The 25,501-nt window shown below is 41.4% G+C and carries 25 protein-coding genes; 13 read left to right on the forward strand and 12 right to left on the reverse strand.

The features are described from left to right. The first annotated feature begins 117 nt into the window (after window positions 1–117). A complete protein-coding gene (locus tag NRI_RS03660; protein ID WP_041351532.1) occupies window positions 118–2,121 on the forward strand; it encodes a hypothetical protein in 2,004 nt (667 codons plus the stop codon). Window positions 2,122–2,128: 7 nt separating this feature from the next. Here NRI_RS03660 and NRI_RS03665 read toward each other — a convergent pair whose 3' ends face one another. Genes NRI_RS03665 through infA form a run of 3 tightly spaced genes read right to left on the reverse strand, consistent with a single transcriptional unit; the run spans window position 2,129 to window position 3,488 of the window. After that, window positions 2,129–2,554 carry a transcription antitermination protein NusB gene (locus NRI_RS03665; protein ID WP_015816690.1) on the reverse strand — a complete coding sequence of 142 codons (426 nt, stop codon included), beginning with the start codon at window positions 2,552–2,554 and terminating at the stop codon, window positions 2,129–2,131. Then, entirely contained in the window at window positions 2,544–3,164 is a 621-nt protein-coding gene (locus tag NRI_RS03670; RefSeq protein WP_015816692.1) for a Maf family protein, read from the reverse strand. Before NRI_RS03670 ends, NRI_RS03665 begins: the two co-directional genes overlap by 11 nt. 42 nt (window positions 3,165–3,206) lie before the next feature. Next, window positions 3,207–3,488: a translation initiation factor IF-1 gene (gene infA, locus NRI_RS03675; RefSeq protein WP_015816706.1), complete on the reverse strand. Its 282-nt coding sequence runs from the start codon at window positions 3,486–3,488 to the stop codon at window positions 3,207–3,209. 378 nt (window positions 3,489–3,866) lie between these two features. On the opposite strand from infA, the gene NRI_RS03685 reads away from it, so the two are divergent. Both NRI_RS03685 and NRI_RS03690 read left to right on the forward strand, forming a co-directional pair. Then, window positions 3,867–4,397 carry a thioredoxin family protein gene (locus NRI_RS03685; protein WP_015816707.1) on the forward strand — a complete coding sequence of 177 codons (531 nt, stop codon included), beginning with the start codon at window positions 3,867–3,869 and terminating at the stop codon, window positions 4,395–4,397. Between the two features lie 21 nt (window positions 4,398–4,418). Then, the gene (locus tag NRI_RS03690; protein WP_015816694.1) at window positions 4,419–6,155 is read left to right on the forward strand and encodes a monovalent cation:proton antiporter-2 (CPA2) family protein; all 1,737 of its coding nucleotides are present in this window, start codon (window positions 4,419–4,421) and stop codon (window positions 6,153–6,155) included. A gap of 62 nt (window positions 6,156–6,217) precedes the next feature. Here NRI_RS03690 and guaA read toward each other — a convergent pair whose 3' ends face one another. Both guaA and NRI_RS03700 read right to left on the reverse strand, forming a co-directional pair. Continuing rightward, window positions 6,218–7,774, reverse strand: a complete 1,557-nt coding sequence (gene guaA / locus NRI_RS03695) for a glutamine-hydrolyzing GMP synthase (protein ID WP_148205763.1) — start codon at window positions 7,772–7,774, stop codon at window positions 6,218–6,220. Window positions 7,775–7,907: 133 nt separating this feature from the next. Next, the gene (locus NRI_RS03700; protein WP_015816695.1) at window positions 7,908–8,648 is read right to left on the reverse strand and encodes an Mrp/NBP35 family ATP-binding protein; all 741 of its coding nucleotides are present in this window, start codon (window positions 8,646–8,648) and stop codon (window positions 7,908–7,910) included. A gap of 412 nt (window positions 8,649–9,060) precedes the next feature. On the opposite strand from NRI_RS03700, the gene NRI_RS03705 reads away from it, so the two are divergent. The 3 genes from NRI_RS03705 to gpmI all read left to right on the forward strand — a co-directional run bounded on the left by NRI_RS03705 (window position 9,061) and on the right by gpmI (window position 12,091). Next, on the forward strand, window positions 9,061–9,687 hold the full coding sequence (locus NRI_RS03705) for an OmpA family protein (RefSeq protein WP_015816709.1): 627 nt from the start codon (window positions 9,061–9,063) through the stop codon (window positions 9,685–9,687). After that, window positions 9,674–10,549: a tetratricopeptide repeat protein gene (locus tag NRI_RS03710; RefSeq protein ID WP_238522996.1), complete on the forward strand. Its 876-nt coding sequence runs from the start codon at window positions 9,674–9,676 to the stop codon at window positions 10,547–10,549. The genes NRI_RS03705 and NRI_RS03710 overlap by 14 nt, the downstream gene beginning before the upstream one ends. Before the next feature lie 69 nt (window positions 10,550–10,618). After that, window positions 10,619–12,091 carry a 2,3-bisphosphoglycerate-independent phosphoglycerate mutase gene (gene gpmI, locus NRI_RS03715; protein ID WP_015816710.1) on the forward strand — a complete coding sequence of 491 codons (1,473 nt, stop codon included), beginning with the start codon at window positions 10,619–10,621 and terminating at the stop codon, window positions 12,089–12,091. Window positions 12,092–12,105: 14 nt separating this feature from the next. On the opposite strand, the gene NRI_RS03720 is transcribed toward gpmI, so the two are convergent. Next, window positions 12,106–12,846: an alpha/beta hydrolase gene (locus NRI_RS03720; RefSeq protein ID WP_041351534.1), complete on the reverse strand. Its 741-nt coding sequence runs from the start codon at window positions 12,844–12,846 to the stop codon at window positions 12,106–12,108. 250 nt (window positions 12,847–13,096) lie between these two features. On the opposite strand from NRI_RS03720, the gene metG reads away from it, so the two are divergent. Next, window positions 13,097–14,608, forward strand: coding sequence for a methionine--tRNA ligase (gene metG / locus NRI_RS03725; protein WP_041351536.1), 1,512 nt, complete (start codon window positions 13,097–13,099; stop codon window positions 14,606–14,608). A gap of 35 nt (window positions 14,609–14,643) precedes the next feature. On the opposite strand, the gene trxA is transcribed toward metG, so the two are convergent. From trxA to recR, 6 genes are read right to left on the reverse strand one after another with little or no spacing between them, the layout of a single operon-like run. Further along, window positions 14,644–14,952 (reverse strand): thioredoxin, encoded by a 309-nt coding sequence (gene trxA / locus NRI_RS03730; protein ID WP_015816698.1) that lies wholly within the window; start codon window positions 14,950–14,952, stop codon window positions 14,644–14,646. A gap of 9 nt (window positions 14,953–14,961) precedes the next feature. Then, entirely contained in the window at window positions 14,962–15,324 is a 363-nt protein-coding gene (rplS, locus tag NRI_RS03735; RefSeq protein ID WP_015816712.1) for a 50S ribosomal protein L19, read from the reverse strand. A gap of 23 nt (window positions 15,325–15,347) precedes the next feature. Next, entirely contained in the window at window positions 15,348–16,025 is a 678-nt protein-coding gene (gene trmD, locus NRI_RS03740) for a tRNA (guanosine(37)-N1)-methyltransferase TrmD (protein ID WP_049751180.1), read from the reverse strand. An 11-nt stretch (window positions 16,026–16,036) separates the two neighbouring features. Then, window positions 16,037–16,285 carry a 50S ribosomal protein L27 gene (rpmA, locus tag NRI_RS03745; RefSeq protein ID WP_015816713.1) on the reverse strand — a complete coding sequence of 83 codons (249 nt, stop codon included), beginning with the start codon at window positions 16,283–16,285 and terminating at the stop codon, window positions 16,037–16,039. Between the two features lie 51 nt (window positions 16,286–16,336). Beyond that, the gene (rplU, locus tag NRI_RS03750) at window positions 16,337–16,741 is read right to left on the reverse strand and encodes a 50S ribosomal protein L21 (RefSeq protein WP_238522997.1); all 405 of its coding nucleotides are present in this window, start codon (window positions 16,739–16,741) and stop codon (window positions 16,337–16,339) included. A gap of 6 nt (window positions 16,742–16,747) precedes the next feature. After that, window positions 16,748–17,338, reverse strand: coding sequence for a recombination mediator RecR (gene recR / locus NRI_RS03755; protein WP_015816714.1), 591 nt, complete (start codon window positions 17,336–17,338; stop codon window positions 16,748–16,750). 70 nt (window positions 17,339–17,408) lie between these two features. Here recR and NRI_RS03760 point away from each other — a divergent pair, with 70 nt between their 5' ends. The 6 genes from NRI_RS03760 to NRI_RS03785 all read left to right on the forward strand — a co-directional run bounded on the left by NRI_RS03760 (window position 17,409) and on the right by NRI_RS03785 (window position 25,123). Beyond that, window positions 17,409–18,098 carry a thioredoxin domain-containing protein gene (locus NRI_RS03760; RefSeq protein ID WP_015816701.1) on the forward strand — a complete coding sequence of 230 codons (690 nt, stop codon included), beginning with the start codon at window positions 17,409–17,411 and terminating at the stop codon, window positions 18,096–18,098. 274 nt (window positions 18,099–18,372) lie between these two features. Continuing rightward, entirely contained in the window at window positions 18,373–19,146 is a 774-nt protein-coding gene (locus NRI_RS03765) for a DsbA family protein (RefSeq protein ID WP_041351538.1), read from the forward strand. Window positions 19,147–19,538: 392 nt separating this feature from the next. After that, window positions 19,539–19,865, forward strand: a complete 327-nt coding sequence (locus tag NRI_RS03770) for a hypothetical protein (protein ID WP_015816702.1) — start codon at window positions 19,539–19,541, stop codon at window positions 19,863–19,865. Window positions 19,866–20,106: 241 nt separating this feature from the next. Beyond that, window positions 20,107–21,612, forward strand: a complete 1,506-nt coding sequence (locus NRI_RS03775; protein ID WP_015816716.1) for a hypothetical protein — start codon at window positions 20,107–20,109, stop codon at window positions 21,610–21,612. A gap of 123 nt (window positions 21,613–21,735) precedes the next feature. Continuing rightward, complete coding sequence (locus NRI_RS03780; protein WP_015816703.1) at window positions 21,736–23,274, forward strand: hypothetical protein; 1,539 nt, start codon at window positions 21,736–21,738, stop codon at window positions 23,272–23,274. Between the two features lie 547 nt (window positions 23,275–23,821). Continuing rightward, on the forward strand, window positions 23,822–25,123 hold the full coding sequence (locus NRI_RS03785) for a hypothetical protein (protein ID WP_015816717.1): 1,302 nt from the start codon (window positions 23,822–23,824) through the stop codon (window positions 25,121–25,123). The last annotated feature ends 378 nt before the right edge of the window (window positions 25,124–25,501 follow it).

A 25,501-nucleotide genomic window follows, 5' to 3' on the forward strand; every position in this document is an offset into this window, starting at 1 on the left:
GATGTCAAGCTGCGGTGGTGTGTTTCTCATTATAAGGTTTTTTTCTTTACGTTTTTATAAATTTATTAGCACTAAAATACCAGAGATAGGCTCAGGTTACGATCTTACTAATCACATATGCAGTCATCAAGATCATTCTCCCCATTACGTGCAACTACCTCACTGATGGACTTCATCGTGGAAGCTACAGAACAAAACTTCAGCTACGAGGAAGCGTTACTCATACTCAAGGAAGCTGCAGATGCTGATAGGGAGATAGTATGGAGGAAAGATGAGCAAGGAAAAAAAATAACGCGTTACGACCCCTTAGCAGCACAAAACGAAAGATCACAATCAAGAAAACTATTCTCGTCGCACGACTACCTGCAACAGGCAATAAATATGTTCAGGGGAGCTGATGAAATAGTTGCTGCTGTGGTTGATAATCCAGTGCAGGGAGAACTAAGAAGTTGGCTAAAAAGAAGAGCCCTGATTATCCTAACGGCTGGATTGCCTCGGTATAATGAAAAAGCATGCCAGGAACTTCTAAAGACGTTTAATACCGAAGTTTGTAAAATACTTCAGAGACATGCACTGCCATCACTCACACTAAAAAAAGTTTCCGCGCTGTTAAGAAAGGCTGAATCTTACGCTCCTCTAGGAGATGCGCACCACTATTCAGTAGAGACAGTTACGAGAATTGGGAATAACATTATTTTTCAAGCTGATGTCCCAGTTACAGAAACAACGGAAAACCAGAAGCGGCTTTTACAGGATTATGAAACTCAGGCCTGGTATCAGTCTTTACACCCTGTTGAACAAGCCCTATTCAGAAGGCATGTAGGTGCCCTCACGGATAGCAAGCATATTCCCTCAGTATATTTAAGAGGTATACCCTGTCTACGTAATGGTTACAGAAAGGTACTTACAAAGTTCACCATAGACGATTCGGGCAATATCACCGGTAGAACTCCTCTAACTAGTTACACACACAGTGCATCACTCGCTGCTACGCAGGAACACAGACAGCTAAGATTACAGCTAGCTAGTGAAAACTATCAGCAACTATGTCGTGCTAATCCTGGAAAAAATGTGAGCGTACTCACCTTGTGTGCGAGAGTTCCACTCCAGGGATTCATCGACAGATTTTGTCCTAAGCTGAGCTCGAATATCCTAGACACCTACGTAGTCGACACCACAGAAAGTGCTGTTGGCCGGGAAAATACACACGTCATACCAATTAACGCACTTAGGTTTATCAGTAAAAACACAATATCCAAGACTTGCGACAAGCTAATAGGTGAGTACGTTCAAAGAGCTGGGATAAGTATGAACCCCCAATACCAAGACTTGTTACGGTACCTCACTCAGAACACTAGCACTTGGAGTACAAGAGCCTATAGGCACGCATGTGATAGCATAACCAACCTACCAACTCGGGAAGAAAGAGCTCTAGCAAAGGAAATGGTCGAGCTCAGAAGGCTTGAGCTCAAACAAGGTGGCTTTCTTGGTAGGCTTACTTCGCTCTTCGAAGTGCTGACCTCAGCGTTTAGAAGCACTCCTAGGAATAGAAACGCAAGAATCGCGGCTAAAGTCACTGCACTATGGGAACAGGTGTGTGATAATGAGGTCTTATGCGTCTCGTGTAAAAGCGGTAAGGATCGCACCGGATACGTTACAACTTCAGCAGACGCAATCGCATCTGCAATGTATACTCCAGAACTGCAACTAGGTACAATACAAGGGGCACTAGTCAGGAATGGTCATACGCAATTTCTCGCTTCACACAGTGGAGGAAAGACCGGATGCTTCGGCCTAAAGCCGGTACAAGTAGATGCTGTTGAAGGAATAGGAGGAGAAAACTGTAGCTCTCTGTTTACAAGCGCTGCAAGAAGCAGCAGCTCAATTTCTTTGGTTGATACACACGTCACTACAGGTGGCACTCCAGATGCACGACCAAGATTCCCCTTAAAACGCACAAGAACGGAAAGCACAACTTCATCTTCTGATTCGCTTTGCACCCTATCTTCTCGTACTAGCAGCGCATCACAAGAAGAACACCCAGATACAGGTCTTATAGATTTAACTGTACAACGTGGAATTGAGTCTCAGCAACAAGCAAGCCAGTCAGCCCGCAAATAAAGTTTACCTACTTTCCTTGAATTTCGCTTGTCAGCTTCTCCAGTATTGCGTTGATAAAACCAACTTCCTTTACTGGTAGAAAGAGTCTTCCCAAACTTACGTATTCATTAATGACAAGATTTTTTTGCGCAATATTGCTTAGCCGGAGTTCGGATATGGCAACCCTCAAGAGAGATAGCTTGAGATTATCCATTCTATCAATCTCCCACTCTTCAGATAAGAAGCGCCCTATAAGCTCTGTATCCGCTTTTATATTAGCAAAACATAAACCTAAGATAGAATTGAGTAACCCAAGATCATATCGCCTCATATAGGGTACCTCTTGCAGCTCTAAGGCCCTACTAATAAGCTCTGGCTGAGGCAAATCAGAAAAATAACTTGAGTAGCACACTTCAATAGACAATAATCTGGCAACCCTTTTCTCACTCGGCATTTTCCACTCCTTGTGAGTAGAGAGCTTCCTTGCTCTGCTGAAATACACCTACAGACCTCAAAAGGGAGATAACTTCATATGCTGGAAGTCCAACAACATTGAAGTATGAACCCCTGATGAATAAAACGAAGCCCTGTGCCATTCCTTGTATTGAGTAGCCGCCTGCCTTACCAATACCTTCCTTTGTTTCCAGGTAAAATTCTATCTCTTCATGAGAGAGCCTTTTGAACTTTAGGACAGTCATGACCGTCCTTTGTCTTACCTCACCAGACTTTGTAACCAAACAAAGCGAAGTATAAAGTCTGTGTCTCCTTCCACTTAGAAACTCGAGACAATAACGCACATCTTCATCACAACACGCCTTGGGAAGTATCCGTCTACCACAGGAAGCTACAGTATCAGCTGTTATTACGTTTTCTTCGTGACAAACTCTTTTAAGCTTAAGTGCTTTTTCGTAAGCCATTCTCTTAGCATAAGTAAGAGGAAGCTCACCCTTCTTCGGTGACTCATCTATCTCTGGTCCAATGCATCTCTTCGGGAAAAATCCAAGGACCTCAAGGAGCTGAATCCTACACTTTGACGAAGAACCCAGAATAAAGTCGGAGTGCATATCACGTAACAGGTAAGTAGAAGGTCAACGTGACTAAGTGATTCATTTTCGTGTCTTACCCTTAGTAGTTCCCTCACCAAGATCATCCATACGCTTCTTCCGGAATCCCTCTCTTTCGACAATGATCCCCCTATTTGTGTCATACTGAAGAAACATCGAAACAACTACCTTATCACTAAGGATAATTTTTATTTTTTTCCTGCGCATTTTACCACAGGAATGCGCCAGTATTTCCCTCCCATTTTCAAGTCTTACTCGAAACTCGGGTCCCCTAAGGACCTCGATTACCTCACCTACGAAGCGCTTTTCATCTTCTCTAGGCATAACAATGCTTCCTCGACATACGGATTTTACAAACTTACAACTCTAACTTTGTCAAATGAACTTGTACGAAATCTTAACTTGATCTTCATACCAAGTAATGACTCCACCTGTATAATAATTGTTAAAGTTCAGATTAACAACTTCCTCTGATCCAGCACAGAGCAATCCAAATACTGAATTATGATAAAAATGTACATTTAGATAATTAAACGCTGATTTAGGACATACCTTAAACCATTCCCCTAGAATATGAGACTTTGCATCCATGAAATCTTAATAAAAAATTCTTTAGTTAATGAAAGGGCTGTTCTTCTTGATACTCTTGCGATTTAGGGTCATTTAGGTTACCATGTTTCACCGTCTCTGGCGTTTTCTATTATGGTAAGGATGAATACTCCAGAAGCCTCGCTTGGCTTCAAGGCGCCTCCTTTTTCGATCGAGTTTAGTGGTTCCGTGTGCTCGCTCTCGAGTATTGCCGGCTCCAGCGGCACGCTAGTGATGTTTATTTGCAACCATTGTCCATATGTAAAACAGATAGTGCGCCAACTTTCCAAAGATGTAAAATTGATGCAGGAGAGGGGTGTTGGTGTGGTGGCAGTCATGCCTAATGATGTCTCCGCGTACCCAGAAGATTCACCGGAGAAAATGGCTGACTTTGCACAAGAGTACGGTTTTTCGTTTCCTTACGTCTATGATGCTGAACAAAGCATTGCTGCGAGCTATGGGGCTGTTTGTACGCCGGATTTTTTCGGTTTTGACAGAAACCTCGAATTACAATACCGTGGCCAGTTCATGGACCTTGCATCGGGAACACACGACCTGCTCGATGCAATGCTTGAGATCGCTGACGGTAGAAAAGTTTCGAGGAAACAGAAGCCCAGTATTGGTTGTTCAATAAAGTGGAAATAATTTTGATGGTACCACCTTTACATGTTTGATGATGGCATTACTTTGTTCCAGGTAATAGCGCTGCTTTCGACCGCTGTTTTAGTGGTAGCGTTGTTCTTGAAGTTAAATATAAGTCCAATTTTGGGCTACTTTGTCGCTGGGGCAGTACTTGGTACACATGGATTCAAGATAGTCGCGTTTTCCTCACCCATGGAAACCTTCGCTGAATTTGGTATCGTCTTTTTACTCTTCCTGATCGGGCTAGAGCTTACACTAGATCGGATCATGTCCATGCGGCTGCATGTTTTCGGCTTGGGAACATTACAGGTCATAATAACTGCGCTTCTGATCATATTAATCTGTCGAGTATTTGGTAATAGTTCGAGTGCATCAATCATAATAGGCTGTGCGTTTGCCCTTTCTTCAACGGCTATAGTACTTCAGGTACTGCAAGAAACCGGAATGGAATCAAACCAAGTAGGAAGGCTTTCAATAGCTGTCTTGCTAATGCAGGATTTTACGGTTGTGCCACTACTAGTACTCGTTGCACTCTTGGGAAATAACGCACCACAGAATCTTCTCCTTCCTATTGCCATGTCACTAATCAGGGCCGGTTTAGTGTTGTTGCTAATTTTCGTTGCTGGTAGGTTGTTGCTAAGGCCTTTCTTTAAGATTATTGCTTCCACTAAGAGTAGCGAACTATTTATAGCCACGACGTTGCTCATAGTACTCGGTGCAGCTTATATAACCGAGAAACTTGAATTATCAATGGCGATGGGCGCATTCGTGGCTGGTCTTTTACTTGCAGAAACGGAATACCGTCATGAAGTAGAGCAAGTAATATTCCCATTCAAGAGTTTACTTCTGGGCCTGTTTTTCATGACAGTTGGCATGTCGATAGACCTCAGGATGCTTGCCGAAAACATAGGACTAATTACCGGCGTAGCTCTAGCTCTAATGACACTCAAAGCATCAATTGTAATAGGGTTAGCCAAATTGTTTGGTTTTAAAACTGGCCCTGCAATAAATGCTGGTTTGCTGTTAGCGCAGGGCAGTGAATTTGCACTCATCCTGTTTAAACTGGACAGCAGTACTACAATCCTTGATGCCTCAATGGTTAACATACTGGTCTCCTCGGTTACGATGAGTATGGCGTTTACACCACTTTTCTCGAGTATTGGAGCCATGGTTGCAAATAAACTTGAAGCACCTGATAGAATAGTTGAAGAAGAAGAGCTCATCCACCTAATGCGCGCTAGTGTCGCTGATATTGATAACCATGTGGTCATAGCAGGTTTTGGCCGAGTGGGTAGAATGGTTGCGCGAATGCTATCTGAGGAAAGAATTAACTACATTGCCATCGACGTGGACTCTAAGATAGTAGAGAGGGCACAAGATGAGGGATTCCCTATTTTTAAGGGGAACATCAACAAGCCTGCCACTCTAGAGGCAATCGCTGCAGACAGAGCTTCGACTATAGTGCTTTCAATGCAAAATGGGGTTACCAGTAAAAAGGCGGTCGCTCTTATAAGTCAAAGTTTCCCTCATGCTACTATCGTTGCACGTGTGGCGGATTTCTCTGATATCAGGACTTATAGAAAATTAGGCGCACATAAGCTTGTACCAGAGACCTACGAAACTGGTCTGCAAATAGGTGCAGAAGTGTTACAGTCAGTCGGTCTAGGATCTTTCGCAATTGCCTCGCTTAAAGAACGCTTCAGAGCGTGTGATTATGCAATTCCAAAAAGCATCGCCAAAGAAGAGGAACCACCTTCTTAGAGAGCATAAGCACAGGTACAGAGAGCCTAGAGCCCATACGCAAAGTGGTTGCGCGTCAAGGTTTATTCCCACTCAACTGTGGCTGGCGGTTTGGATGTAATGTCATATACCACACGAGAGACTGCGCTCACACGATTGGGTATTCTGGTTGCAACCTCATTCAGAAAGGAAAGAAAGCGCAACTTATTATCATCATGAGCCTCAAATGGATAGGCACTCGCCGTCATTCCATCGTGAGAAGTAATAGCACGTAGCGCACAAACATAATTATAAGAGCGCTTATCACCCATCACACCAACGGAACGAACTGGTAATAAGACGCTGAAAGCCTGCCATATGTGAGAATACAGATCGTATTCCTTCATTGTCGAGATGTATATCTCATCGATATCCTGAAGTACAGCCACTTTTTCTTGAGTTACTTCTCCTAGGATTCGTATTGCCAGAGCAGGTCCTGGTGACGGATGCCGCATTAAAAGGATCTCACTCACACCTAACTGGCGTCCGATTGCTCTCACCTCATCTTTAAAGAGCAATCTAAAAGGCTCAAGCAACTTTAACCCCATTTTCTCGGGCAGCCCACCCACATTATGGTGGGATTTAATTGTATGGGAACCTCCACCACCCGATTCGATAACGTCAGGGTACAAAGTACCTTGTAAAAGAAACTCCACACCCTGGATTTTTAGAGCTTCTTCTTCAAACACTTGAATAAAAGTCTCTCCCACAATTTTTCTCTTCTGTTCGGGATCCGTAACTCCAGCAAGCTTTTTAAAGAACCTATCAGCTGCAAAAACAATCTTCAGCGGTATTCCCAACGACGAAAATGATTCCTTCACTTCATTAGCTTCATTTTTTCTTAGAAGTCCTGTATCTACAAAAATGCAGTGAAGCCTTTCACCTATTGCTCCGTGCATAAATTTCGCTGCAACTGTTGAATCAACACCTCCACTAACTGCGGCTAGAACACCTGCATCACCAGTGGTAGCAACTACTATACGTTTTTCTTCCTCGGAAAAAACTTGTAGATCCCAGGTATTTTCAACTCCTGCAATTGCTATGAAATTGCATAGTAAGACACCACCATTCTCAGTATGTGAGACCTCAGGATGAAACTGAAAGCCATATATCTTCCTGTTTTCATCAGCAATTAGTGCAAATTGGCAGTCGTCTGTCTTTGCAACACATTTAAAACCGCAAGGAAGTGTCGCAACCGCATCGCCATGACTCATCCAGACCGTAAAATCCGCGACACTGATGTTATTCACAATCGGGCTTTCTGCAATGATCTGGAGTCTAGCCTTTCCATATTCGCGGTTTTTGCCCGAGACCACACTAGCACCAAAGAAATCGCTTAAGAGCTGCTTTCCGTAGCAGATTCCTAACACTGGTATACCATGCATAGAATTCATGTTCAGAACCGTTGCGATTAGGTCTCTGTAGTTCGCATACTCACTAGTAGACTGGTGGCTACCGGATAATATAACGCCCTTTACGTTATTGGAGAAAGTAAAGTCAGAAGGATCATAGATACACGAGCGGCATCCGTTTTCCCTTAACTTTCGAGCTATCAGTTGGGTAAACTGCGACCCTAGATCAATGATTGCTATTTCGGGTATCATCTCGCCTTATGGGAGTACACGGGTAGATTATATTGCTGATAGATAACAAAATCTAGTGAAGCACGGTTAAAAGTAAAGAAATACACCTTGCGGTGCGAATATTCCCTTTACTTTGTCTCACAAATTCTGATCACACTTTTTCATTTAGCCTAAGAAGCAATTCGTCTAAGATTGGTTTGTATATCGTTGCGATTTCGGCGTCTAATACCGCGGGTATAGAATTATCGCACGAATATGAGATTTGCCTCAAAAATGGAACTCTACCAAGCACTGGCACAGAAAAAGCTCTTGAAAATTCCTTTGTGTTTTCCGCGTTTCCAATAATATACTGCTCGTCTTTGTCTAAATGTGAGCAACTCATGTTCTCAATTACACCAAGAACAAGAATTTTTAATTTCCTAAACATTTCACACGCCCTTGAAACATCCTGTATGGAAACTTTTTGTGCAGTTGTTACCAAAACCGCACCATCAACATCAAAATCGCCACAGAGTGTAATATGAACATCACCGGTACCAGGGGGAGTATCGATGACAAGGTAATCTAATTCACCCCACTCAGTATTAGTGAGAAAAGTACGTAGAATCTTGGAGAGCATTGGCCCACGCCAGAGTATTGGCGCACCTGGTTCCACCATTGCACCAACTGAAACATATTTTAGTCCAAACTTTTCCACAGGAACTAGCGTTTCTCGTTCAGTCATTGTAATTTTTGTTTCGGTTCCTAGCATAAACGAGAGAGAGGGTCCGTAGATATCGGCATCTATCAGGCCGGTTCTGAAACTTCGCGCCAATAAAACAGAAAGATTTAACGCGATCGTCGATTTTCCTACACCTCCTTTACCAGAAGCAACGATAATAATTTTTGGCATATCAAATCCAAACACTCCGCTATAGAAAAAGGTCTCTCAAGAATTCTCTGTATCGGCTGTTAACTGGAACATTTTGTTCACATCAAATGGTATTGTACACCTGTAGTTTTAAACAAGGGGCCTATTTTCGTTACGGCGAAAAAATTAACTGGCGGATCTACCCCATCGGCTGTTTAGAAAAAACACTTCACTTACATCAAATAACATTGTGCCCCTAATGTTTTAAAGAAGGAGCCTATCTTATTCTTATGTGCATATTAAAAATAGCATATATCTGCAGTTGACTTTTAATGCATATTAACCTTTAGTTAAGCTGGGTTAGGTACCATCTCGGCAGGCTTGCTCTCTGGGTTACATGTATGCCGGTGGGCGCTCTAGCCAAGAATTTTATGAGGTGGAAACTGGAGGTACAATGTCAAGGGTTGTTAATGTTGCAGTATTTTCAGTGCTTTTATTACTGTCCGGCTGCTTGGGTATTCACACATCGCGACGTAGTGGCTCTACTTCTTCACAGTTTGCCGATGTGGAGTGCCAGTGTCCAGTAAAAAACGGAACGGTGGCCGTGATTCATTTCAGATCTGGTGACTTCACTGTGCAACCTGCGGCAAGACAACTCATTTATGAGAACATTGCCGAGTGTATTGCCTTGAGAATCAGCGAGAATCCTAATCTAAAAGTTTTAATTACAGGTCACACTGACAAACTTGATACTCTGGATAACAGCCTTAGACTTGGCAAAGAGAGAGCCATTGCGGTTCTTGAATACTTATTGGGAGCCGTCTTTGAAAATCTAAACGATCCCGCGCAAGAATTTGGAGGTTTTCCCATTTCTTCCGAAAAGGTGGGCAATTCAGGAGGGATCAGTGATCCGGACAGTGCAGCACAAACAACTCCTTTTTCAAAAGATGCTTTAAGGAACCATTTCTGCACAGCTTCCGCAGGTAAGAATGAGCTCGTTGACGAAGGTGATACAGAAGAGGCTCACGCAAGAAGTCGTAGGGTCGTTATAGAGTTTGTACAAGAATGTGAGCAAGCGTAGCACTGGAGTGATGGTGGCTGGGCTTGAGGGATTTTCAAGGTCTACTCTTCTTTCTATCCCTTCTTTTCGGCGTGTTTATATCTCTGCGTCTGGGTGCACGAGGTCTTTTTTGCTTCGATTTGCGTTATTTCTTCCTCTTTGCACTCACTTTTCCTGTGGGTCTGTAGCTTTCGCAATCCAACAAGCAGCTGAACAGCACGTGGATCTTAGCTCCGTAGTGAGAGAGCTCGAAGCAATAAGAGGTAGTATATCAAAAATTGAAGTCCTTCTTGGAGAATTGAAAAAAGGAGATACCACACCCAAAGGGGCTCTGCTTTATCCAACTAAAAAACCTCAAATCACACAGGAGAAGAGTCCCCAGAAGAATGACCCTGAATCGAGCAACCTAAACAACATAGAAAAGACGGCCCTGTCTTATGTAAATAAGATAGAAAAGACAGATTCGCCCGACGTTTCGGAGAAAAACCATTATAAGAACATCCTTTTATTGATAGAGCGATCACAAAGTGAAGAAGCTGAAAAAAGCTTAAACCAGTTCATTGGACGATTTCCTGAAAGCAGTTTTTTAGACGATGTGTATTATTTTCTCGGAAACCTTCATTTGAACAAGAAGCAATACAAAGCTGCATTAGTCAGCTTCATAAAAAGTTATCAGGCAGACAAGATGGGAATTCGAGCACCTCTAGCACTAGTGAAATCGATTAGCATATTAAGATCAACGGGAGACTACAACCACGCATGCTCAATTTTACAAAAGGCTCTTAAGGAATTCTCATCTAACTCCACCATCAAAACACAGCTTAAAAAGGAGAAAGAAATTCTCTCGTCACACTGTGAAAATATGATGCAAGAATTCGAGTGATATGTTACAATCCACCGCGGTGTTTCCACTGCACCCAGGTTGGACCTTTTATTCGCTTGATCCCAGTAGATGCCTTTAATTTTGTGTATACTAGACGGCTGGGGTGTCTCGCCCCAGGATAAGTATAATGCTGTCTACCAAGCTAGAACTCCGCACTACGACACACTGTTAGAAAAGTTTCCACATTCACTTCTTTCTGCAAGTAGCCTAGAAGTAGGTTTACCAGAGGGGCAAATGGGTAATTCAGAAGTTGGTCACATGACGATAGGTAGTGGCAGAATTATATATCATGACCTTGTCCGCATTAACCACGAGCTCGAAAAAATCGACAAAAACCCTCAGTTAAATATCTTTGCAAATAAACTCAAAGGGAAGAGGTGTCATCTTGTTGGACTCTTATCTGATGGAGGGGTACACTCTCACGTTGCACATATAAACAAAATCTCGAACTACCTCACATCGCGTGGAGTAACTGTATGCATACACGCATTCCTAGATGGTCGTGATACGGCACCAAAAGCAGCAAAGCGATATATAACAGAAGAGAACACAAGAAGAATTGCGACTCTGGCTGGGCGATACTACGGTATGGACAGAGATAAAAATTGGGACCGAACAGTCGAAGCATATCGTGTTATTGTAAAACCAACAAAGCACCAAAGAATCTTCGAAAAAGCAACCGAGGCAATAGGATATTACTATGCTCAAGGCATAAGCGACGAGTTTATTCCACCATCAGTGATTGGCAACTATGCAGGCGCGCAAGACGGAGACGGACTCTTTATAGCAAATTTCCGTCCAGATAGAGCAAGACAAATCACCTCTGAGCTTATTGGTAAAACAAACTTCTGCGAAGACAAGATAAAATTCTCAGAAATGATGACAATGAGCCAGTACTTTGAAGAATCCTTACCAACATTAATCCCACGACATCAGGTCAAGAATACTTTATCGGAGATCATCTCAGGTACTGGAATGTACCAGCTCAAAATAGCGGAGACCGAAAAATATGCTCATGTAAGCTACTTCTTCAATGGAGGAAAAGAGGCGGCTTTTCCAAGAGAAGAGCGTATTCTGATAAACTCACCACGCATAAAGACGTATGATTTGGAACCAAAAATGGCAGCCTTAGAGATAACTGACGCACTTATCAAGGCAGTAAAGTCAAAAAGATTTGATTTCATTGTGGTCAACTACGCAAACGCTGACATGGTAGGCCATACTGGAAACATGTCAGCAACTATCGAGGCAGTAGAGACATTAGATATTTGCCTTGGCAAACTATACAAAGAGGCCTGCGAACTTAACGGATATGAAATGATAGTTACCTCAGATCATGGTAATGCAGAATGCATGTACGACCATTCTACAAAGCTTTCAAACACAGCCCACACGACGAACCTAGTGCCATTCATCGTAGTGTCACAGAGAGTAAAACATGTAAACAACGGAGGCCTATATAACATCGCCGGAACTGTCCTCAAGCTTCTCGGTATAGAGAAGCCAACAGAACTAGCTAATGACCTTATTTGCTTCGAATAGCCAACACGGAACCCCTAAACTTGCTCCTCAACCAGGATCCGCTCTTCCATATCAGTGTCATGATAGACCTCTTCGTCTTCGAACGGTACACGTACTGGTGCTGGAGAGAGGGCAAATGACAAATAATCGTCAATCTTCTGCTGCAAAAGCCCAAGGTTGGAGCTGTCGCTCATGCGACAGTCAGCACCTTCAAGAATTTCAACCTTAAACTTGCCCAGCCTCTCTGAAACGGGAGAGGTAAGCTTAACTAAATCAGCAACATCACAAAATTGGTCTTGGTCCCCCTGAACAATCAGGCCAGGCACAATACACGGAGACAAAAAAGAAAAGTCGTATACTTTCAATGGAAGGGCTACTGCTACGAAGCCTGAAATTTCCGGTCTTCGCATAACCAGATTCAACGCAAGCCAGGCACCAAAAGAAAAGCCAGAAACCCAAAACGAACTTACCAACGGATAACAGGACTGCAGCCATTCTATAGCGGCATTGGCATCCCTGATCAAATCCTCATCTCGCACGCTAACTTGACCGGAGGAATACCCAACCCCCCTATAATTCATTCTGAGAACCGAAAAACCCTTGCTAGCAAAACAAGAGTAAATACACTTCACGACTTTGTTTTTCATCGTAGCACCATACCTCGGATTAGGCGGCAGAACAAGCGCTACAGACTGGGCACCGGGAACATCATGATAATACCCATGGAGCTTCCCTAAAGAGCTAGCAAAAAGTATTTCAGAACCTTCCCCTTTCATAGTATGAACAAAAACACCCCAGCAAACCTGCACACCCAGAAATCACGCAACATAAAGCGCGGAACCGTCACTACTTGTTGGACAGATCAAAAGAGCACAGACGAACATATATTTTCTAACTAATGGAGTAAAAAAGCAATATGCTAAACTTTTTCACGTAACTCTTACACCTTACTGAGTCTCTAATATTCAACCTATGAAAGGAAGCAACAAATGTGTTAGAGTGGCCTCAATTCTTTTCACTCGTCCCATGCGCTATTACGTTACCACTCCAGTGTATTATGTAAATGATAATCCACATATAGGTCACGCATACAGCAGCTTAATAGCTGATGTACTGACAAGAGCACTTAGGTTGGCCGGTCATGAAGTACGTTTCACAACGGGAACCGATGAGCACGGACAAAAAGTGCAAAATACAGCAAAAAAACATGGAAAATGTGAAATAGACTTTGTAGACCATGTAAGTAGACGCTTCCGTGATTTATGCGTGGCAATGCATTACGAGTTCTCTGACTTCATACGCACAACCGAAACTAGACATAAAGAAGCCGTTCAAACACTGTGGAGTACCATAAGTAAGAATAATTCTATTTCCTTGGGCGAGTACTCAGGATGGTACTCTGAGAGAGATGAAGCCTTTTATACAGAAGCCGAACTTCAGAATGGCCTTGCTCCAACAGGGGCACCCGTGTCGTGGACAAAAGAAGCATGTTACTTTTTTAAACTCTCTCAATTCTCTGAACCGCTGAAGAAGCTTTATGCTGAGAATCCAACATTTATACAACCAAAAAGTAGATTCAATGAGATGTTGGCCTTCCTTAATACTGGTATGCACGACCTATCCATTTCTAGAACCCGAGTCAAGTGGGGAATAAATGTTCCAGATGACCCAGCACACACAGTGTATGTCTGGCTTGATGCACTAACGAATTATGTATCTTCCATTGGCTACCCCAATACAAGTACTGACTCTTTGTTCTCCGCTTTTTGGGACAATGCACGCGTAATACACATAATAGGAAAGGATATATTACGCTTCCACTCAATATACTGGCCAGCTTTCCTTATGGCAGCAAATTTGAAAACGCCCGATGTGATACTTGCACACGGCTGGTGGCTTAATGATGGCGAGAAAATTTCAAAATCACTCGGAAACATAATAGACCCATTCGAATTAATTTCTGAATTTGGTGTAGATCCAGTACGGTATTTCCTTATAAGAGAAATAACAGTTGGGAAAGATGGTAACTTCAGCAAGGTAAATTTAAAAGAACGAATCAACAGTGAACTAGCTGACAATATAGGAAACCTTTTCCATAGGACACTCACTTTGACAGCTAAACTACTCGGCCCAAAAATAGGTGAGATCTACGAATCAGAAAATGAGCTCCTAGAATTTGCGTACTCGCTAGCTAAAGAGTACAAAAATGACATCGAACTACTCGACCTGAATAGCAGCTTGGACAGGATAATACAACTTTCCAGCAAGGCAAACGAGTATATATCCATGGAAGAGCCCTGGAAACTAAAGGAAAAACCTGAAACAGCAGGTAGAATCTTACATTCAGTGCTAGAAGCACTCAGAGTAATTGCTATAGGACTTCAGCCATTTGTTCCACAATCTGCAAGTACTATGCTCGATCTGCTTGCAGTTCCACCAGGAGAACGAAAACTGGCAAACATGAACAAGGAATCACGTACAAGACCCGGCACACAGATCAAGCTGCCGATCTCACCACTGTTCAGGAAACACCAATAGTTGCCCGTGACTCTACAAACGCAAGGGAAACAAGACTAGGAGAACGTGGCAACCCACTCTTTGAGTTGCGACAGTGACAGAGCCCCAACTTTACGATCCACAATTTTTCCGTCTTTAAACAGGATCAACGTTGGAACAGCCCTTACACCATTAGAGACAGCCAAGTCCTGACCAGGACCATCTATATTGACTTTATATACCTTCACATTTTCAGCGGACTCCGCAAAAGCCTCAAGTGTAGGAATTAACTGCTTACACGGCGCACACCAATCTGCCCAAAAATCCAAAAGAACAAGGCCAGGAACCCCAGAAACCTGCGTCGAAAAATCTTTCAGTTCATCCATAAGAGCCACTTAATTACGATATTCTTTTCTTATTCTCGTTGCCTTCCCGGTTAGAGCCCTAATATAGTAAAGCTTAGCCCTTCTCACTCTACCCTCTCTCTCAACTGAAATGGACTTGATTGAAGGCCAGTACAAACGAAAAGTACGCTCGACATAAACATCATGCACAGAAAGCTTACGCAAAGTGAAAGAAGAATGCACACCCTTGTTACTTTTTCCAATACAAAGACCCTTAAAAACTTGAGTACGTCCAGAGGTACCTTGGACATAAAACTCTACACTCATAGTGTAGCCGGCTCTAAACTCGGGATAGTTCCTACCTTCAGAAAGAGCTTCCCTCTGAGCCTCATTAAATTTAGCTAAGATACCCATATCGACTTGTTATAAAATCAAACCTAACCTTTTTCTTCAACCAAATCCGGCCTATTTCTACCCGTCGTGGTTGCAGCGGAGTTAACTCTCCACTCACTTATTTTCCTGTGGTTTCCACTCATAAGAACCTCAGGGACACTCAATCCTTTCCAGAGGTTCGGCCGCGTGTAATGGTCGTACTCCAATGAGGAACCGACAAAGCTCTCACACTCGAGACTCTGCAGATTACCTAAAACTCCGGGAATACATCTTACACAACTGTCTATCACCGCCATAGCAGCAATTTCACCACCAGAAAGCACGTAATCACCGACACTGAGCTCTTCAACATTGTAGTAATTCAAGAATCTTTGGTCAACTCCTTCGAAGCGTCCACAAATTAACAGGACACTATCGGCTTCCACTAAACTAGCGATAGAGTTCTGTACGAATTTCGTGCCCCTAGGGCTAAGAAATATACGCCTCTTTATCTCATAGGTAGAGTTAGCATACTCAAACGCCTCGCCCAGGACATCCGCACGCATCACCATACCAGGTCCCCCACCGTAAGGAGCATCATCAACGCGGCTATTTACAGCAAAACGCCTTATCGGAACCACTTCGAGGGACCAACATCCACTGGCCAACCCCCTACCGATTACAGACGCACCCAAAGGCCCAGGAAAAACCTCCGGAAACATCGTCAGGACGACAAAGCGCACAACAGAAGGTTCTATAGCACGTGAACAAAACGCCGACCCCTGAGACCGACAGAAAACGATACAGAGCCAGACTTTATAGCGAAAATAGTATGATCGCTACCCATTCCGACATTTCTGCCAGGATGAAACTTCGTTCCGCGCTGTCTTACTATTATGTCACCCGGAATTACGGTCTCGCTGCCAAATTTCTTCAAGCCTAACCTTTTACCTATCGAATCCCTACCGTTGCTACTACTACCACCGGCCTTCTTCGTTGCCATAAGATTTCACGAAAAATAATAAAAAAAACAGACCCCGAGCTGAAAAGTCAACTACAAAGCAACATCTGTGACTCTGAGGATCGTCACATATTGTCTATGGCCATTCCGCCTGCGCGAATTTTTTCTGCGCCTCTTCTTGAAAATGACAAGCTTCTCACCTCTTTCTTGCGCTAAAACCTTGGCTTTAACGGTACCAACACCGAAGTGAGGTCTGGCCTCCTCGTCAAGAACACACTTCACACAAGAAATCTCAACCTCTTTCCCTGGCTCAGCAGCGATCTTCTCCACACTGATAACCTGTCCTTTCCTGACAAGGTATTGTTTACTCCCTTGTTCGACTACCGCAAGCATAAAGGCATCCCCGACACCACTGGAGAAGATTGTAAATCCTGACTCAAAAAAAGTAAAGTACAGCCTCACGGGCCAAGGCTTAGATATTGTGCACCTGTATATCAATACAACTTATACAGCTCTACGATTCGCGAATGCTATTCCCAGTGTTCCCTCATCTAGATAGTCCATTTCGCTACCTACAGGTATGCCATGCGCTAAAAACGACAATTTTACCTGTGCACCTTTTAGAACTTCGACTATGTATTGTGCAGTCGTCTGACCTTCTACAGTCGCGTTGGTGGCAATGATCAGCTCTTTTACAGCTCCGGAAGAAACTCTCCGTTTTAATTTTTCTATTTGCAACGTTTCTGGAGTAATACCATTCACAATGGATAATGCACCATTCAGCACATGATATCTTCCACTGTGTACTCCGGCCTTTTCTATTGCCCAGAGATCAGTAATCTCTTCGACTACGCATACAATATCTGAGCTTCTTTTAGTGCTTCTACAAATTGAACAGGGTGATTCACTTTCAAGATTTCCGCACAGCTCACAGTGCTTGATGGTCTCGAAAAGAACCTGCATCGTATCGATAAACCGCATCAACGTTGTCTCCTTCGATTTCAATAAATGCAAGACTATTCTCCTTGCTGATTTAGGCCCCAATCCTGGCAAACTTTCAGCGAGGTTTATTAGAGCTTTTATCTTCTTGTCCATTAACTTTATTGTTCAATCGCGTGTATAATCATATCCGGGTTTTGCGTCTGCGCACATTCTGTGTTTGTGTATGTCTTATAAGTTGTTTCTGTGCGGCTTAGCTGCTCTTATTTCTTTTTCGCTTGCTTTTTCCGCACCGTCGTCCTTGCACTCTGATGCGTTAAAATTCAATCCTAGAACAGTGAGGGTAAGTGAAAACCTTCTCTTTCCCGCTGATTTACCTGTAGGTAGCACTGATGCGCCTATTACGATAGTTGATTACTCCTCTTTCTCCTGTACACACTGCAAGGCTGCCTTTGAAAAGCTTATCCTACCTGTATACGAAAAATACGTTAGGACAGGCAAAGTCATGCTAATCATGAGGGACTTTCCGCTTGATAAGTTATCGTTCAATGCGTCTGTTTTTCTTGGGTGCTATCGTAAAACCATAATCCCTGATGACGAACACGTGATCAGACTAATAACAAAACTCTTTGATATCGGAAGCGGCGCAAAAAGCAAGGAAGATGCTGAAAAAATGTTTGACGGTATTGTTTCGGATTCGAATCTTCAGGGGAGCACAAAAGAGAAGTTTCTCTCCTGCATGGAAGACCTTGGTGTCAAGGACGAGGTGTTATATTCAAAGCTGTTCGGAATCAAGAAAATAGGTATTGATGGTACCCCGATGATTTTCATCAATGGTGAAAGGTACACGGGACCTTTTAAATTTTCTTTTTTTGAGAGGAAGATAGAAAAGATCCTGAACGATAGAAAATCATAGAGGGATAGCAGGTAAAATCGGACTATTTATCCAGTTAAGGTTCACTTATCTCCTGACAATCTCTCTGGCTTGATTAGACTACGGTGTATGTGATGCTCGGCTTATGAGAGACACTATGTGTCAGTCTCACACAGAGCTTTAAAAGTGCGGGTTCACAACTATTACAAATCGTCCAGTTACAAACTATGCGTATGATTGGCCAATGTTGACATTACGCAAGTTAATTAAGACAATACTGCGTTGTTGGTTTTATTCCTGTTCCACTGTCCTAAAAATGAGAACCTTTTTGTTAGTACTTGCCCTTGTTGCTATAGCAGGTTTTCCTTTTGTGTCGAATTGGTATTACGGGCGTGTCAGAGACTCTTATGCGATCTCGCAAACGGAGAAGGTCGTGGAAGAGTACATAAAGAAGAATCCAGAAAAAATACTAGAGTCAGTAAACCAGTATCGTCTCGCACAGTTTGAGGAACAACAAAAACAAAAAGAGCAGGAAATGAGCAGGCTGATAGCTCAGCACAAAAGCGAGGTTTTTGACACTCGTTATCCGTCCTTTGTCGCAGAAAATGGAAAGGCTACCTTGGTTGAATTCTTCGATGCTTCGTGTGGCTATTGTAAGCTCGCCTCACAAATTCTGCTGAAGTTAAAACGTGATTATCCCAATGTTACGTACACTCTGAGGAGTTTGCCTATTCTTGGACAGAGCTCGTTGATTGCTGCAAAATACGATACCGGTGTTTTTCTTTTTATGAAGGAGAAAGACATTCAAGATTCGAAGTACTCTGATTTTCACTCCAAGCTAATGTCTCATGAGGGTACTTACACACCAGAGGTCGTCACAGGAATACTTTCTGAAATCAGCCTTGATCCGCAAGAAGTATTGAAATTCGTCGAGAAGAATGAGGGTGAAATTTCCAGTATGGTCGAGGCAACCGTACAACTTGCACAAAAATTGCGGCTAGAGGGAACGCCCGTATTTATCGTTGGTGATAAGATAGTGCAGGGTGTAAGTGAGGCTGGACTTCGCGAGATACTTGAAAAGGCATCATAAGCAATAATTTACTTTAGCTTCCTCATTTGGCGTCTTTTTGAACAATTCTGAGCTGCTCGTCGGTTGGGTCTTGTAGTTCTTTGTTCGGGTTTCCACTCATCCTTCTTCCATAAGCTTTTACGACCTTGACCCTTTCTAGGAGCTTCTGTGATGTTATTTCCTATTCCTATGGAGGTTTCCGTTTTATGGAATCACTCCACAATAAACTTACAATTGAACAGCCATAAGAGATAAGTTTTTATATTTTTTTTGAAATAATTAACAGAATGTTCAGCTTTCCGGGCTAGACTCTGGCCAGATAATTCTGTGCGGCAGGGAAAATTTAACTGCCTAGCAGACTTTCAAGACAAAAAAGCAACTTCAAAAATAATAAACTGGAAAGGGGTACGAATATGATGTCATTAGAATTTCCTTTACATGACGACGATGCACGTATTTACGTTGATGGTGATCTAGCAGAGTTTAGTTTCATTTGTGACGGCAAAGATTTATCACGCGAACTTCCAAATCTGCGAACAAAGGACGAGGTCTCGTATGTTTTAGATCATGATCCAAGGTACAACCCAACTCTACTAGAAACAATAAAAGTTCTTGAACATGACAAAAAGGATGGCTCACTTCCTGAGGACAAGGACAGAACAGAAAACAAGGCAATTATGAATGTTTTGAAACATCTGGATACCGAGGCAAAGACTGAAAAAGCAAAAAAGAAAAAATAACAATTGAAGACTACCGGCTGTACTTAACAAATACAGTCAGGACTGGAAAGCAGGTCACCGCATCCTAATTGGATCTAAATAATATACACTGGAGGTTCGTATTTTCTATTATGAAAGGGATAGAATGTTAAATTTTATGATTTTTTATAATAAAAATAGATATAAAATTTAGTAATTTTATAAATTTTTTATAACAAAGGACTACCCTCCCTACATAAAATTTCTAAGACGAAAAATCCCTATGTCAAATGAAACACTTCTGAGCGTACTTTCTGATGAAACGCACTTTGCTAATCTAGTTGATGAACTTCTTCTCAGCTTGGTTAAAGACAGTATTTTCACTCAAGTAATAAAAGGCGAGGGAAAGACAGAATTAAAAGACATTCTTACAGATAGCACTGGCAAGTTTAAAGAGCTGATAGGAAGTAGCGGTAAGGATATACTAAAAAGCATACTCACAGATGGCTCAGGCAACTTTAAAGGCCTTATAGAAAGCACAGGTAAGGCAGAAGTAAAAGAGGTACTCACTAATGAAAAATTCAAAGAGCTTTTTGGAAGCGATGGTAAGGATATATTAAAAGACATACTCACAGATAGCACTGGTAAGTTTAAAGAGCTGATAGGAAGTAGCGGTAAGGACATACTAAAAAACATTCTTACAGATAGCACCGGTAAGTTTAAAGAACTTATAGAAAGTGCAGGTAAGGGTAAGCTGAAAGACCTTCTTATTGATGGAAACTTTAAAAAATTATTTGAGGATGACACGAAAGCTGCTCATGTAAAAGAAATACTTACAGACAGCAACGCTAAGGAAATACTCACAAATGAAGTAGCAAAAGAGGTACTAAAATCCGATAAATTTAAAGATGCAATAACTGGTGCTGGTAAGGACGCACTAAAAGAAATACTTACTTGCGATAAATTTAAAGAGGCAGTAACAGGCGATGGTAAGGACGCACTAAAAGAAATACTTACTTGCGATAAATTTAAAGATGCAGTAACAGGCAATGGTAAAGACAAGCTAAAAGAGATTCTTACTCACGAGAAGTTTAAAGCACTCATAGAGAGTGAAGGCAAAGACATACTGAAAGACATTCTTACAGATAGTACCGGTAAATTTAAAGAGCTAATAGAAAGCACGGGTAAGGATGAAGCAAAAGCAGTACTTACTGACGAGAAATTTAAAGACTTGTTTAATGACAAAACAACAGCTGGCTACGTGAAAGAAATACTCACCAGTGATAAGTTTAAAAAATTATTTGAGGACAATACCAAAGCTGGCTACGTGAAAGAAATACTCACGAACGATACAGCTAAGGAAATACTTACCAATGATAAATTTAAGGAAGCAATAACAGGCGATGGTAAAGACATACTGAAAGAAATTCTTACAGATAGCACTGGTAACTTTAAAGGCGCAATAACAGGTGCCGGTAAAGATGAGCTAAAATACATACTCACTAATAGCGAGTTTAAAAGCTTATTTGATAGCAAAGATAGCGCTGAAGCTGTTAAAGAAATATTTACCCACAGTAAGTTTAAAGAACTACTTAAAACGTGCAAGGACAACCCAAAAAATACGGCGGCGCTTGCAGCTGCTTTAGATGAACTAAAAGATCTAATTACCTGTGGCAGCGGTGATCATGCAACAAAACTACAAGCCTTTGGAAGTGCACTATGCACCAGAAAAAAAGAGTCGTGCGATAATTTTAGCTCTGCAAACTGCAGTAGTACAACAACTGCATAATTACGTAGCGCTAGGTGGGGGTAATTTACCCCCACCTAGCTAGAATCACACGGGGAACTTTCTCTCTATTACTGAGGTCTTAGGATTTACTTTCAAATTACTATGACAGCCGATTAAATTATTATGACAGACGATACACTTTTGAGTGTGCTTTCCAATGAAACTCATTTTAATAACTTAATTGATGAATTTCTTCTCAGCTTGGTTAAGGACGCAATGTTCAATCAAGTAATAAAAGGTGAGGGAAAAACAGAATTAAAAGACATACTTACGGACACTACGGGCAAATTCAAAGAGCTGATCGGAGGTAGTGGTAAAGCTATATTAAAAAGCATACTCACAGACAACACCGGTAATTTTAAAGCACTTATCGAAGGCAATGGTAAGACCCAAGCAAAAGAGGTCCTTACACATGAGAAATTTAAGGAATTATTCAGTACTGCTGACAGAGCTGGTATTGCTAAAGAAGTGCTTACTGCTGAACAATTTGAAAAATTACTCAAAGGTAGCGGTAAGACCCAAGCAAAAGAGGTGCTAACAAACGAGAACTTTAATAAATTATTTGATACCACCAGTAGTGCAAAGATTGCTAAAGAAGTGCTTACTGCCGAACAATTTGAAAAGTTACTTAAAGGCAGCGGTAAAACCCAAGCAAAAGAGGTGCTAACAAACAAGAACTTTAATAAATTATTTGATACCACCGGTAGTGCAGATATTGCTAAAGAAGTGCTCACTGCAGAACAATTTGAAAAGTTACTTAAAGGCAGCGGTAAAACCCAAGCAAAAGAGGTGCTAACAAACGAGAACTTTAATAAATTATTTGATACTACCGGTAGTGCAGATATTGCTAAAGAAGTGCTCACTGCAGAACAATTTGAAAAGTTACTTGAAGGCAGCGGTAAGAATGAAATAAAAGAGGTTCTTACGAACGAGAACTTTAAAAAGTTATTTGATACCGCTGACAGCGCTAGTATTGCTAAAGAAGTGCTCACTGCAGAACAATTTGAAAAGTTACTTGAAGGCAGCGGTAAGACTCAAGCAAAAGAGGTGCTCACAAACGAGAACTTTAAAAAACTATTCGAAAACAGCGGCAGAGACATACTAAAAGACATTCTTACAGATAGTACTGGTAAATTTAAAGAGCTCATAGAAAGTACTGGCAAGGAGAAAGTAAAAGAACTTCTTATCGACGGGAAATTTAAGGACCTGTTCACCGATGCAACAAAAGCTGGCTATGTAAAAGAAATACTCACGAACGATACAGCTAAAGACATACTCACTAATGATAAATTTAAAGATGCAGTAACAGGTAAAGGTAAAGATGAGCTAAAAAGTATACTTACCAATGATAATTTTAAAAAACTTGTGGAAAGTACAGCCAAAGACAAGGTAAAAGAAGTTCTTACAAATGAGAATTTTCAAAAATTGTTTGACCAAACCACAAAAGCTGGGCATGTTAAGAGCGCACTAACGGATGAAAACTTCTGGAATTTATTTACAAAGAGTGACACAGAATTCAGTAATTACTCACCATTTGTAAAAACCATAAGTGAATTGAAAGACCTAATTCACTGCGAAGATGGTAAGCATGAAGAAAAACTAAAAGCCTTTGGAGATAAGCTTAAGGAGGCAAAAACCCCAGATTCAAAGAAAAAGAATTAGTAAAGAGCAGAGCATCTTACTCTGCTCACACTAAACAATAAGAAGGGTTTAAAACCCTTCTTGTTGCAACTAGGGTAGTGTCTATCTCTATCTGGAACTGCTCTAAAACTAACTTCCCACCCCAAATCACATTAAAGCAACACCTAGCCCGTCTAAATTTGCGTCAAAACTGACTCAAATTTGGTGCCACACATCAAAGAGACAGTCCAAAATAGCTTATACCTACTAAGTCCCACACCGAGATAACTCATCCCTACCACAACAACGTAAAGGATAAGTCGGAAATGCCAATAATCAAAACGTACGTAAATTGACAGTAATGCGCTCCAATAATTCCTCTAGGTTGCTATATCCCAATTTTATATTAGGCGATCTATACGTAAACCTTACATCTTCCAGTATGAAAAAGACAAAATAAGGCTTTATGCAATTCTCTATAATAGAAAATAAATATAAAACTTAGCAATCTTAAACATTATAATTTTATATATTTTTCATAACTTAGGGCTACTATCCCTGAATAAATCTCTTAAGATAAATAATTTTTATGGCAGGTGATACACTTTTGAGCGTACTTTCCGATGAAACGCACTTTGAAAATCTAACAGATGGAATCTTCCTCAGCTTGGTTAAGGATCCGAATTTTGCTAGTGCATCAAAAGGCGTGAGTAAGGCAGAGTTGAAAGATGTACTCACTAGCGAAAACTTTAAGGGACTATTTGAAGATCAAGCTAAAGCACAAAATGTAGTCGCAGTACTGAAAGACTCAATAGCAAAGGCAGTACTGGAAAGCGATAAATTCAAGGCGCTGCTTCAGACACAAGGTAAAGCTGAGTTGCAAGATTTACTAACCAATGACAATTTTAAGGGACTATTTGAAGATCAAGCTAAAGCACAAAATGTAGTCGCAGTACTGAAAGACTCAATAGCAAAGGCAGTACTGGAAAGCGATAAATTCAAGGCGCTGCTTCAGACACAAGGTAAAGCTGAGTTGCAAGATTTACTAACCAATGACAATTTTAAGGGACTATTTGAAGATCAAGCTAAAGCCAGCAGCATAAAAACCATACTAACCAACCAAAATGCAACAGGTGTTCTTACCGATGGTACAGCTAGTAATGTTATAACGAATGACACTGCCAAAGAAGTACTAAAGAATGCAAATGCAGCTGAATTGCTTAAGGACAACAACGCAGCTGAAGTACTAAAAGATGAGACAGCAAAGGAAATATTGAAAAACATCAAGTTTAAGGAAATTTTAAAAGGTGCGGGCAAAGACATAATAAAAAATATCCTCACAGATGGCACTGGTACTTTTAAAGGACTTCTCGAATGTGCAGGAAAAGATAAAGTAGGCAATGTTCTCACAAATCAGACTTTCAAAAAGCTGTTCGAAAGTCCAGGTAATGAGGAAATAAAAGATATCCTCATTAACGAAAATTTCGAGTCATCATTCGAGAACAAAGAAAGTGCTCAGAAATTAAAAGACAGTCTTACTGCCAAAACTGTCAAAACCCTATTTGGCGATCCCGTAAAGGCTGAACGTGCGAAAAATTTGTTTACTAACACTAACTTTGCAGAACTTCTTCAACACAACAAACTAAATGACTTAGTAAACAATCAACACTTTACAAATCTGTTCAAAAATGAAACAACAGCCAGGCACGCAACCGAAATCTTAACTTCTCCTCACTTCAAAGCATCGCTTGAAAACAATGAGGCAGTTACCAATTTGAAAAAATTACTCACTCATTCAGCACTAAGAGAGCTGTTCAGCAATGATAATTTAGAAAACGCAACTAGCTTTGCCAAGAAACTTAGAGAGCTAGGAATAGTACGAACAAGGTGACAAACACACCACTGAGGCACCAACTACAAAACAAACTGGAGCTTTGCTTACGCTCGAACCAAAGCTGGTGCCCCAGTCCTACAGATAGAAAGCTAAATTCCAAATGTGAGGAACGTATCATGACACAAATCGTAATGACAACTGAGTGTCCATAAGCGTCGTTTAGTACAAGCAGGTTACCATAACAAGATTACTATTCATGTCAGACTTTTAAAAAAATAACAACTGCAACGCGTGCAAACATCCTTTAAAAGAGAATAAATTCCTGCGTTTCCAGCAGATAAAAACCTCACTAATCACCCATAACTAATTTCTCATTAGGAACGTAACTACTTGAACAAAAAACTCATAAGGTTTTTCTAAGATAGACCGACTCAC

It is taken from the genome of Neorickettsia risticii str. Illinois, from assembly GCF_000022525.1.
Classification (GTDB): Bacteria; Pseudomonadota; Alphaproteobacteria; order Rickettsiales; family Anaplasmataceae; genus Neorickettsia; species Neorickettsia risticii.